The 11,442-nt window shown below is 67.1% G+C and carries 10 protein-coding genes; 6 read left to right on the forward strand and 4 right to left on the reverse strand.

Going from position 1 to position 11,442, the window contains the following annotated elements:
* From ABIC94_RS00460 to ABIC94_RS00475, 4 genes are all read left to right on the forward strand, one after another.
* Positions 1 to 1,077, forward strand: coding sequence for a branched-chain amino acid ABC transporter permease (locus tag ABIC94_RS00460; protein ID WP_354370568.1), 1,077 nt, complete (start codon positions 1 to 3; stop codon positions 1,075 to 1,077).
* A 55-nt stretch (positions 1,078 to 1,132) separates the two neighbouring features.
* Positions 1,133 to 2,458 (forward strand): ABC transporter substrate-binding protein, encoded by a 1,326-nt coding sequence (locus ABIC94_RS00465; RefSeq protein WP_354370570.1) that lies wholly within the window; start codon positions 1,133 to 1,135, stop codon positions 2,456 to 2,458.
* A 36-nt stretch (positions 2,459 to 2,494) separates the two neighbouring features.
* The gene (locus ABIC94_RS00470; protein ID WP_354370572.1) at positions 2,495 to 3,307 is read left to right on the forward strand and encodes an ABC transporter ATP-binding protein; all 813 of its coding nucleotides are present in this window, start codon (positions 2,495 to 2,497) and stop codon (positions 3,305 to 3,307) included.
* A 169-nt stretch (positions 3,308 to 3,476) separates the two neighbouring features.
* Positions 3,477 to 4,724, forward strand: coding sequence for a phenylacetate--CoA ligase family protein (locus ABIC94_RS00475; RefSeq protein WP_354371394.1), 1,248 nt, complete (start codon positions 3,477 to 3,479; stop codon positions 4,722 to 4,724).
* Here ABIC94_RS00475 and ABIC94_RS00480 read toward each other — a convergent pair.
* Positions 4,715 to 5,740 (reverse strand): hypothetical protein, encoded by a 1,026-nt coding sequence (locus ABIC94_RS00480; RefSeq protein WP_354370573.1) that lies wholly within the window; start codon positions 5,738 to 5,740, stop codon positions 4,715 to 4,717. The genes ABIC94_RS00475 and ABIC94_RS00480 overlap by 10 nt on opposite strands.
* 122 nt (positions 5,741 to 5,862) lie before the next feature.
* A complete protein-coding gene (locus tag ABIC94_RS00485) occupies positions 5,863 to 6,978 on the reverse strand; it encodes a citrate synthase/methylcitrate synthase (protein WP_354370575.1) in 1,116 nt (371 codons plus the stop codon).
* Positions 6,979 to 7,062: 84 nt separating this feature from the next.
* Here ABIC94_RS00485 and ABIC94_RS00490 point away from each other — a divergent pair, with 84 nt between their 5' ends.
* Complete coding sequence (locus tag ABIC94_RS00490; RefSeq protein ID WP_354370577.1) at positions 7,063 to 8,232, forward strand: citrate synthase; 1,170 nt, start codon at positions 7,063 to 7,065, stop codon at positions 8,230 to 8,232.
* Between the two features lie 24 nt (positions 8,233 to 8,256).
* Here ABIC94_RS00490 and ABIC94_RS00495 read toward each other — a convergent pair whose 3' ends face one another.
* Together ABIC94_RS00495 and ABIC94_RS00500 are read right to left on the reverse strand one after the other, a co-directional pair.
* A complete protein-coding gene (locus tag ABIC94_RS00495) occupies positions 8,257 to 8,826 on the reverse strand; it encodes a type 1 glutamine amidotransferase domain-containing protein (protein WP_354370579.1) in 570 nt (189 codons plus the stop codon).
* A 191-nt stretch (positions 8,827 to 9,017) separates the two neighbouring features.
* Entirely contained in the window at positions 9,018 to 10,202 is a 1,185-nt protein-coding gene (locus tag ABIC94_RS00500; RefSeq protein WP_354370581.1) for a M48 family metalloprotease, read from the reverse strand.
* 203 nt (positions 10,203 to 10,405) lie between these two features.
* Between ABIC94_RS00500 and ABIC94_RS00505 the strand changes: the two genes are divergently transcribed.
* Positions 10,406 to 11,383 carry a tripartite tricarboxylate transporter substrate-binding protein gene (locus tag ABIC94_RS00505; RefSeq protein WP_354370583.1) on the forward strand — a complete coding sequence of 326 codons (978 nt, stop codon included), beginning with the start codon at positions 10,406 to 10,408 and terminating at the stop codon, positions 11,381 to 11,383.
* The last annotated feature ends 59 nt before the right edge of the window (positions 11,384 to 11,442 follow it).

The raw sequence follows: 11,442 nt of genomic DNA on the forward strand, positions 1-11,442 counted from the left end.
ATGTTCTACAGAGAAAACGGGCAGTTCAAGACCAGCTACCGCGCCGACCAGCAGGTCTTCCCCATCTTGCAGGACCGCGTGGCGATCGGCCTGGTGCTGATCTTCGCGTTCGCCGTCGTGCCCTTGCTGGCCAGCGACTACCTGATGCGGGCGATCTTGATTCCCTTCGTGATCATCTCGCTGGCGGCGCTCGGCGTGAACGTGCTGGTGGGCTATTGCGGGCAGATCTCGCTGGGCTCGGGCGCCTTCATGGCGGTGGGCGCCTACGGGGCCTACAACTTCTTCGTGCGCTTCCCGGGGCTGCCGCTGATTCCCGCGCTGATTCTGGGCGGCCTGTGCGCGACGCTGTTCGGCATTCTGTTCGGACTGCCCAGCCTGCGCGTCAAGGGCCTCTACCTCGCAGTGGCCACGCTGGCCGCGCAGTTCTTCAGCGACTGGATGTTCCTGCGCATCAAGTGGTTCACGCTCGACACGCCCTCGGGCTCGGTGTCGGTGTCGAACCTGCAGGTCTTCGGCTGGCCCATCGAAAGCGCCGCGAGCAAGTACCTGTTCTGCCTCGCGATGCTGGTGGTGATCGCTGTGCTGACCAAGAACCTGGTGCGCGGCGCCATCGGCCGCGAATGGATGGCCATCCGCGACATGGACGTGGCGGCCGCGGTGATCGGCATCCGTCCGATGTACGCCAAGCTCAGCGCCTTCGCGGTCAGCTCGTTCATCATCGGCGTGGCCGGCGCGCTGTGGGCCTTTGTCTACCTCGGCGCCTGGGAACCGGCGGCGTTCTCGGTCGACCAGTCGTTCCGGCTGCTCTTCATGGTGATCATCGGCGGGCTCGGCTCGATCACGGGGGCCTTCTTCGGTGCGGCCTTCATCACCGTGCTGCCGATCGTTCTGAACCAGACGCTGCCGGTCATTGCCGGCTGGTTCGGCGCGCAGATCTCGACCGTCGGCATCGCGCATGCGGAGCTGATGATCTTCGGCGGCCTTATCGTGTGGTTCCTGATCGTCGAGCCGCACGGGCTGGCCAAGCTGTGGTCGACGGGCAAGCAGAAGCTGCGCCTGTGGCCCTTCCCTCATTGAAGACAGCAATGCTTTTTTCGAGCGTGACTTTCCCATACAAAACCAGGAGACAACCATGAAGCTGAAATCACTCGCACTTGCCGTGGCCACCGTATCTGCGCTGGCGGGCGCGGCCCCTGCGTTCGCGCAGGCCAAGGAGCAGTTCATTCCCGTGCTGTCGTACCGCACCGGCGCCTACGCGCCGAACGGAACGCCCTGGGCCAACGGCTATGTCGACTATCTCAAGCTGGTGAACGCGCGCGGCGGCATCAACGGCGTGAAGCTCTCCTTCGAGGAATGCGAAACCGGCTACGACACGGCCCGCAGCGTGGAATGCTACGAGCGCCTGAAGGGCAAGAACGGCGGCGCCTCCCTGGTGCAGCCGCTGTCCACCGGCGCCACCTTCGCCATCACCGAGAAGGCCCCGGTCGACAAGATTCCCGTGGTGACCGTGGGCTACGGCCGCAGCGAAAGCGCCGACGGCACGGTGTTCAAGTGGAACTTCCCGATCGCCGGCACCTACTGGGTGGCGGCCGACGCGATCATCCAGGCCATTGCCCTGAAGGAAGGCGGGCTCGACAAGCTCAAGGGCAAGAAAATTGCCCTGATCTATCACGACAGCCCATATGGCAAGGAGCCGATCCCGCTGCTGCAGGAGCGCGCGAAGATGCACGGCTTCGACCTGCAGCTGCTGCCGGTGACGGCGCCCGGCGTCGAGCAGAAGGCCACCTGGCTGCAGGTGCGCCAGGCACGGCCCGACTTCGTGCTGCTGTGGGGCTGGGGCGTGATGAATTCGACCGCACTCAAGGAAGCACAGGCCACCGGCTTCGCCCGCGAAAAGATGTACGGCGTGTGGTGGGCCGGCGCAGAACCCGACGTGAAGGACGTGGGCGACGGTGCCAAGGGCTACAACGCCGTGACCATGCAGCACGGCGCCGAGCCGCAATCGAAGCTCGCGAAGGACGTGGTCTCGATGCTGCACGACAAGAACCAGGGCACGGGCCCGAAGGAAGAAGTGGGGCAGGTGCTCTACATGCGCGGCGCCATGAGCGCGATGCTCGGCGTGGAGGGCATCCGCTCTGCGCAGGAACGCTTCGGCAAAGGCAAGGTCATGACGGGCGAACAGGTGCGCTGGGGGCTGGAGAACCTCAGCCTCACACAAGCCAAGCTCGACGGCCTGGGTTTTGCCGGCGTGATGCGCCCGATCAGCACCTCGTGCACCGACCACATGGGTGCGGCCTGGGCGCGCATCCACACCTGGGACGGCAAGGCATGGAAGTTCACGTCCGACTGGCTGCAGGCCGACGAGCAGATCATCAAGCCGCTCGTGAAGTCGACCGCCGCCAAGTACGCGGCCGAGAAGAAGCTCACGGCGCGCACGCCCGCCGATTGCCAGAGCTAGGCCCACCTACCGTCTTCGCCAGTTCCTGGAAGCACCATGAGTTCACCCAGCATCGTTCTCAACGTCAACGGCATCGAGGTCATCTACAACCACGTGATCCTCGTGCTCAAGGGCGTCTCGCTCGTGGTGCCCGAGGGCGGCATCGTGGCGCTGCTGGGTGGCAACGGTGCCGGCAAGACAACCACGCTGCGCGCCGTGAGCAACCTGCTCGCGGGCGAGCGCGGCGCGGTGACCAAGGGCAGCATCGAGCTGCGCGGCGAACGCATCGAGGCGCTGTCGCCTTCCGAATTGGTCAAGCGCGGGCTGATCCAGGTGATGGAAGGCCGGCATTGCTTCGCGCACCTGACCATCGAAGAGAACCTGATGACCGGCGCCTACACGCGCAAGGACGGCAAGGCGGCAATCGCCGAGACGCTGGAGAAGGTGTATGCGTACTTCCCGCGGCTGAAGACGCGGCGCACATCGCAGGCGGCCTACACCTCGGGCGGCGAGCAGCAGATGTGCGCCATCGGCCGCGCGCTGATGGCCAACCCGAACATGGTGCTGCTCGACGAGCCCTCGATGGGCCTCGCGCCGCAGATCGTCGAGGAGGTGTTCGAGATCGTGAAAGACCTCAACACCAAGGAACGCGTGACCTTTCTGCTGGCAGAGCAGAACACCAACATGGCGCTGCGCTATGCCGACTACGGCTACATCCTGGAGAACGGCCGCATCGTGATGGACGGCGAGGCCAAGAGCCTGCGCGAGAACGAGGACGTGAAGGAGTTCTACCTCGGCGTCGGCGGCGCGGACCGAAAGAGTTTTCGCGATGTGAAGAGCTACAAGCGGCGCAAGAGGTGGCTGGCTTGAAACGTTGGTGTGCCGTTGCCGTTGTTCGAGGCCCGCTCACGCCGACGGGGGACATTCGCGGAGGGGAGTACCCGGTGGCCTTTGCACCCGCCCTGAAGGCTCCCGCATTGCACTGTGCCCACGTGCCAGCGCAATGGAAAAACAGAATTGAAAGATGAAGGGTACGGACATGACCGACCACTACGACAAGCTCGAAATCCGTGACCCCGCCGAACGCGAACGCGACCTGCTGGCCGCACTGCCGAAGCAGATTGCGCAAGCGCAGACCGCCGCGCCCGCATTTGCAAAGATCCTCGACGGTGTGAAACCCGCCGACATCACGACCCGCGAAGCACTCGCCAAGCTGCCCGTCACGCGCAAGACCGAGCTGCTCGAGCTGCAGAAACAACGCCGCACCGACGACCCCTTCGGCGGCTTCTCCACCATCGGCCGCGGCACCCGCATGCCGCGCGTGTTCGCAAGCCCCGGCACCATCTACGAACCCGAAGGCGAAGCCCGCGACTACTGGCGCACGGCACGCGCGCTGCATGCGGCCGGCTTTCGTCCCGGCGAACTCATTCACAACAGCTTCAGCTACCACATGACGCCGGCCGGCTCCATCATGGAGAGCGGCGCGCGCGCCATGGGTTGCACCGTGTTCGCGGGCGGCACCGGCCAGACCGAGCAGCAACTCGAAGCCATGGTCGACCTCAAGCCCGAAGGCTATGCGGGAACACCGAGCTTCCTGAAAATCTTGCTGGAGAAAGCCGAAGAAAAAGACCTGAAACTCCCCTCGCTCACCAAGGCCCTCGTTTCCGGCGAAGCCTTTCCACCCAGCCTGCACGACTGGATTGCCGCGCATGGCGTGAAGGGCACGCAGTGCTATGCCACTGCCGACCTGGGCCTCATCGCCTACGAAACCAGCGCGCGCGAAGGCTTGGTGATCGATGAAGGCGTGCTGGTGGAAATCGTGCGCCCCGGCACCGGAGACCCCGTGCCCGACGGCGAGGTGGGCGAGATCGTGGTGACCACCTTCAACTCCGACTATCCGCTGGTGCGCTTCGGCACCGGCGATCTCTCGGCCGTGCTGGCGGGCACCTGCCCCAGCGGCCGCACCAACAAGCGCATCAAGGGCTGGCTCGGCCGCGCCGACCAGACCACCAAGGTGCGCGGCATGTTTGTGCACCCCTCGCAGGTGGCGGAAATCGCGCGGCGTTTTCCGGAGATCGTGCGCGCGCGCCTCGTGGTGTCGGGCGAGATGGGCGACGACCAGATGACCTTCAGGCTCGAGTGCGCCGGCGCACCCGCCGGGCTCGATGCGCGCGTTGCCGATGCGGTGCGCGAAGTAACCAAGCTGCGCGGCACCATCGAACTGGTGGCGCCGGGCACATTGCCGAACGACGGCAAGGTGATCGAGGACGCGCGCAGCTACAAGTAGCGGCGGTAGAACCGGCGCGTGATCGCGCGCACCAGCACCACCAGCAGCACGAGGTAGATCGCCGCCATCACGACGGCGAGCGCCACGACGCGGTCGTAGCTGCTGCTGCCCGAAACGCTCGCGCTCGCAATCCACAGCAGCCCGCCGATCGCAACGACGACGCAGACCGCCTGCAGCAGCACGAAGGCCGACACCGAGGCCGCCACGGCCCGGAAGGGACGCGCTTGCGTGAGCCCCGGCGCAGCGCCGAGCCACCCGCCCCAGAACGCCAGCGCATAGACCCCCAGCGGCACCACGAACCAGCCCAGAAGAAGCGGCACCACGCCCGTATCCCTCGCGGTGTCGACCCAGCCGCTCGCGACATTGCCGATCCACATCTGCAGCGAGACGAACATCGCGGCGACCACGAGTGCCACCGCACCGCGAGGCCGCGCCATGCCCGCGCCGGCGTCGGTCGCGCCGGGCACTGCATCCGCGGATGCGGTACCGCGCTCGCGCAGCGCGAACCGGGCTGCAAGCCACACGCTCGCGACGAGGACGAGCACCTGGATGAGCGACTGAACCAGCATCGACGTGGCCATGAGCGCGCGCAGGCCGTACGTGTCGACGCGCTCGTGCAGCGGGCCGCCCGGCATGAAGAGCACCTGCGCCTGGTAGAACAGCGGCGTCAATGCAAGAATGTTGACGACCATCGCCGCAAGGTACACGGCGGCAAAGCGGCTGCCAGGGCTGCGAAGCTGCGCGATGCGGGGCGCGCCGCGCTCGTCGAGCGCCTTGCGCGCATGGCACCACGCCAGCGTGGCAGCCAGCAGCCACACCGTGAGGACACGGGACAGCAGCGGAACCCATACGCCCGGCTGCGCGTACACGCCGCGCATCTGCTCGCTGTGCGCCGTGGAAGGCAGCAGCTGCACCGTCATGCTCGCAACGAACAGCACCACATCGACCGCCACCGCGATCCATGCGAAATGTCTGGGCAGGCGCTGCGCGCGCTCGAACGAAGGGGATGCCGTCATGAGATGGGAATACTTTCGCCTTGCTGGCTCCACCGCCCGGCACGCGTGGTGCGGGGCGATGCCAAAGCGGCGAGCGTACCGGAATGCGGCGGCGATCCGAAGACCGGGCGATGCGGCTGCGTTCAGTGCGTGAGCGCAGCTTCGGCCATTTCGGGCGCAGGCCCCACATACACCGATTGCGGCCGGATCAGCCGCCCCCTCTTCACCTGCTCGCGCGCATGCGCGACCCATCCGCTCACGCGGCCGGCGGCAAACACGCAGGTGAAGCTCTCGCGGCCGAAGCCCAGGGCTTCGAGCAGCAGCGCGGTATAGAACTCCACATTGGTTTCCAGCGCGCGGCCGGGCTTCTTCTCGCGCAGGATGGCGAGCGCGGCCCGCTCCGCGGCTTCGGCCAATTCGAAGCGCGCGGTATTGACGCTGCCCTCGGCGCTCAACCGGCCGAGCGCCCCCTTGAGCGCATCGGCGCGCGGATCGCGCACGCGGTAGATGCGGTGGCCGAAACCCATCAGCCGCTGGCCGCTGGCGACGGCCCCTTCGAGCCACACACGCGCATTGGCCGCGGTTCCGATGGCATCGAGCGCATCGAGCACCGGGCCGGGCGCGCCGCCATGCAGCGGGCCCTTGAGCGCGCTGATGCCGGCCAGCACGGCCGACGCCAGGCCCGCGCCCGTCGAGGCCACGACGCGCGCGGCAAAGGTCGATGCATTCAGGCCGTGGTCGCACACGGTGACCAGGTAGGTGTCCAGCGCGGCAACCTGCGCTTCGGTGGGCGTGCGGCCGTGCAGCATGCGAAGCATGTCGGCGGCCTGCGGCAGCGTCTCGTCGGGTGCGAGAGCCTGCACGCCCAGCCGCCAACGCATCACTGCCGCCGTATAGACCGCGGGCGCCGCCACCAGGCGCAGCGCGGTGGCCAGGTCGTCGCCATCGGCCAGGCGCGCCAGCAAGGCGCGAACCGCTTCGATGGGCGGCAGCTTGCGCAGCAGGGCATCGCCGCCAGGCGGCAGGCGCTCGAAGGCCTCGCGGCGTGCACGGCCCAGTGCAGCGCGCAGGCCGGCCGCATTCGGCAGCGTGTCGAAGAAGCCCTGGAACAGCAGCGCCACCGCATCTTCGTAGCGCCAGTGCTGCGCAATTTCATCGAGCTCGTGGCCGCGAATCACCAACCGGCCGGCGGCGCCGTCCACCTCGGACAACACCGTGTGCGCAGCCACCACGCCTTCGAGGCCGTCATCGTCGTTCATTCCTTGTACTCCTGGGTGCTTGATGAGATGACATTCATTCTGTCGGCACTAACATTGACGTCAATCTTGATTTATTGCATCAACATGACGAAGCCATCTCTCTGGTTGCCCGCTGCCGAAGCGCTCGAACTGATGCGAGTGCGGCCGCAAACGCTCTACGCGAGCGTGAGCCGCGGCCGCATCCGCGCCAAGCCCGATGCGGCGGACCCGCGCCGCAGCCTCTACCACCGCGACGACGTGCAGCGCATCGCCGCGCGCACGCGCGGGCGGCGCAGCAGCGAGGCGGTGGCAAGCGAAGCCATTCAATGGGGCGAGCCGGTGCTGGCGTCCGCCGTGTCCACGGTGGCCGAGGGACGGCTCTGGTACCGCGGGCAGGACGCCCGCCTGCTCGCGGAGCATGCGACGCTGGAAGACGTGGCGGGACTGCTGTGGGAGAGCGCACCGCCGCGCTTTGCGTGCACCGCCGCCGCGCCGATGCACGCGGCCGGGCAAGCAACGCCGCTGCAGGCAGGCTTGCTCGCACTCGCGGCGCGGGCCGCGGTCGATCCGCCTTCGCGCGGCCGTTCACGCGCGGTGCTGCAGGCTGAGGCAGCGGAAGCCATCGGCACGCTGGCCGATGCATTGCTCAGCCCGTCTTCTTCTTCCACCGTCTTGCCCTTGCACGCGCGGCTTGCCGCGGCGTGGCGACGGCCGCGCGCGGCCGACGCATTGCGCCGCGCACTGGTGCTGATGGCCGACCACGAGCTCAACGCATCGACCTTCGCGGCGCGCGTGACGGCATCGACCGGCGCTTCGGTGGCGGCGTGCCTGCTCACGGGCCTCTCGACGCTCACAGGCCCATTGCACGGCGGTGCCGCGGCGGCGGTTGGGGCCTTGGTGCGCCGCGCCGCCGCATCGGGCAGCGAAGCCGCGGTGCGCGAGTGGCTCGCGCACGACCGCCCGCTCGCGGCTTTCGGCCATCCGCTCTATCCGCACGGCGATGCACGCTGTGCAGCGCTGCTTGCGGGTATCGAACTTCCGCCCGCATTCGCGGCCTTGCGCGCCGCCGGCGAACGGCTGCTGGGCGAAGCGGTGAACATCGACTTCGCATTGGTGGCGCTGGCTGCCGTTCACAAGCTGCCAGCCGATGCGCCGCTGATGCTTTTCGCGCTGGCGCGCACGGTCGGCTGGACGGCCCACGTGCTCGAGCAGCAGGCCACGGGGCAGCTGATACGGCCGCGTGCGCGCTACTCGGGCCCGGAGCTCACGCGCTGAACCCTGGCCGGGGTCGGATCCGCCTCAATGAATGGCGTCTTCGTACGCAAGCTCGAACAGCTTCGTCATCTCGCGGTTGAACGCGGGCAGGTCATCGGGTTTGCGGCTGGTCACCAGGTTGCGATCGACCACCACTTCCTGGTCGAGCCACTTCGCGCCGGCGTTCTGCAGGTCGGCGCGCAGCGAAGGCCACGACGTCATCTTCCGGCCCTTGGCGCCATCGGCGTTGATAAGCGTCCACGGGCCATGGCAGATCGCGGCAATGGGCTTGCCCGATTCGACGAAAGCGCGCACAAAGGCCACGGCCTTCTGGTTGATGCGCAGCGCATCGGGGTTGACGACACCGCCGGGCAACAGCAATGCATCGAAGTCATCGGCGTTGGCGTTTTTCAGCGGCACGTCGACTTCGAAGGTGTCGGCCGGGTCCAGGTGCTTCCAGCCGCGCACGCTGCCGTCGAGCGGCGAAACGATGTGCGTCTGCGCGCCGGCGCTTTCGAGCGCCTTGCGCGGCTCGGTCATCTCGGCTTGCTCGAAGCCGTCCGACACGAGGATGGCGACGTTCATTCCGTCCAGCGAAGATGAGGTGATGGGCATGGTTGAAGTACTCCTTGGGGTGATTTGCAATGGCAATGAAACTTCACCCTAGGGCCCATGCAGGCGGCACGCATCGGCGTGCGCCGGGTCCGGCTGTCGGACAGGTCGACGGCCGGCAACCTTCTTTTACGACGCTTTACCTGCCGAGCACCCAGGCCCGCACGGGCGGGCTGTGGGCTCGGGTGCCGCCGCTATTTCCGGCAGGAGACCGGCAGGGCTTTTTCCGTCAGGTCTTCGCCGGCCACGCAGTTCCAGGCAACTCCGTCTTCGGTGGCCGAAGGCTCCATGAGCAGCGTGCCCTTGCCCGTCTCCACCTCCACCACCATGGTGGAGGCGTCGAGCTTCACCACCGCGCCGTTGGGCAGGATCTGGGGCGCGCCCGCGGCCTCCAGGGAATCGGGAATCTCTTCCTTCTCCTTGTAGTAGTTGCCGACCGCTTCGCGCACCGGCGCGGCTTCCGACCAGGCCTGCGACACGGCCGCGCGCGACTGGTAGTCCTTGTAGGCCGGAAGAGCCACCGCGGCCAGTACGCCGATAACGGCCACCACCACCAGCAACGCCAGGGCGCCGCCGCCGGCACGGCCGGTGTAGGGCACGAAGATCGCGAGCACGTAGGCCAGCGGATTGCGGCTCGGCAGTTTCGCGGCCGGGTCGATGGCGCGTGCCACGCGCTTGGTGAGCCACGGGTAGCCGGCGATCAGTTCATGGAACGAGGCCCAGAAGCCGCTGTTGCCGGCCGACTGGTTGGCGTAGCGCTGCAGATCGACGTTGCGCCATTGCTGCGCGCCGGCGGCCAGTGCCACGAGCGCGCGGGGCGGGGAGTCGGCCTGCTCGCAGCAGGCGGCGCCGTGCAGGTCGCAGGTGTATTCCTGGGCCCGCGAATAGGCGGCGCCGAGCAGCGGGATCCAGAGCACCGGAGCGCGCCAGATGTGGCCCGTGAGGTGGCCGCGGCGGATGTGGCCGAGCTCGTGGCCGATGTAGAAGTTGATGCCGTCGGGCTGCGCTTCCATGGCGTCGACCACGTCGGACAGCAGCACGACGAAATTGCGGCCGAAGAAGCGCGTGGCAAAGGCATTGAAGATGCCGTCGCCGTGCAGCAGGTAGGCCTCGGGCGGCTCCTCGATGCCGAGATAGCCGCAGCAGGCCTGGAAGCGTGCATGCAGTTCGGGCAACTGGGTGGGCGAAAGCTTCACGGCCGTGCCCTTGATCCAGGCAATGACGGCCGACTGCGCGAACACATAGCCGATGAAGCCGAGCAGCACGTAGATGAGCGCGATGCCGAAAGTGCCGAGCACCAGAAGCGCCCAGACCAGAAGGCCGAGCCCGAGCGTGATGTTGCCGAGCCAGCGCTCGCGCGGATAAACCCAGGGATCCATTGAAATTCCTCCTCGATGCGGCCTTGGGGCCTGCAGTGTTGTGGTTATTTTTCGCGCCCCCTCAGGCGCGGTATGCGAGCGCGCATCATGCCCCAGGAAAGGGCGTATTTCGGGACCGCCCTAAGGGCTATTCGCTAGATGTCAGGTGGCGGTCAGCCCTTATGATCGCGGCCATTTTCAATTTCACCGTCTCCGGAGACACCATGAAGAAACTGCTTGCACTCACGGCGCTTGCCGCTGCCGCCGTCGGCGTCCACGCCCAGGATTTCCCCGCAGGCAAGACCGTCACCATCGTGGTGCCGTTCACCGCCGGCGGCCCGACCGACCGGGTGGCCCGCGACCTGGCCGAATCCCTGCAGAAGACCCTCGGCGCGACCATCGTGGTGGACAACACCGCCGGCGCCGGCAGCTCCATCGGCACCGCCAAGGTGGCCCGCGCCGCACCGGACGGCCATACGCTGCTGCTGAACCACATTGCCATGTCGACCATGCCAGCGCTGTACCGCAAGCTGCCGTTCAACGTCGAGAACGACTTCGAATACCTCGGCATGGTCAATGAAGTGCCGATGACGCTCATCGGCAAGCCGGGCCTGCCGGCCAACAACTACAAGGAACTGACGAGCTGGATCGAGGCCAACAAGGGCAAGATCAACCTCGGCAACGCCGGCCTGGGTGCTGCCTCGCACCTGTGCGGCCTGCTGTTCCAGAGCGCGCTCAAGACCGAGATGACGCCGGTTCCCTACAAGGGCACCGCGCCGGCCATCGCCGACCTACTGGGCGGCCAGATCGACCTTCTGTGCGACCAGACCACCAACACCACGTCGCAGATCGAAGCCAAGAAGGTCAAGGCCTATGCCGTGACCACGTCCAAGCGCCTGAGCACGCCGGCGGTCCTGAAAGACCTGCCCACGCTCGCCGAATCGGGCCTGAAGGACTTCGAAGTCACCATCTGGCACGGCGTGTACGCGCCCAAGGGCACGCCGGCGCCGGTGGTGAAGAAGCTCAACGAAGCCATCAAGGCCGCCATGAAGGACCCGGGCTTCATCAAGCGCCAGGAAGGCCTTGGCGCGGTGATCACCACCGACAAGCGTATCGAGCCGGCCGAGCACAAGAAGTTCGTCTCGGCTGAAATCGCCAAGTGGGGCCCGATCATCAAGGCCGCCGGCGTGTACGCCGACTGATCCGAACCCGAGAAAAAGCAGCCGCAAGGCCGCCTGAGCCCGTCCGGGCCAGGCGGCTT

The organism is Variovorax paradoxus (assembly GCF_040544635.1).
In the GTDB taxonomy this organism is placed as follows: domain Bacteria; phylum Pseudomonadota; class Gammaproteobacteria; order Burkholderiales; family Burkholderiaceae_C; genus Variovorax; species Variovorax paradoxus_R.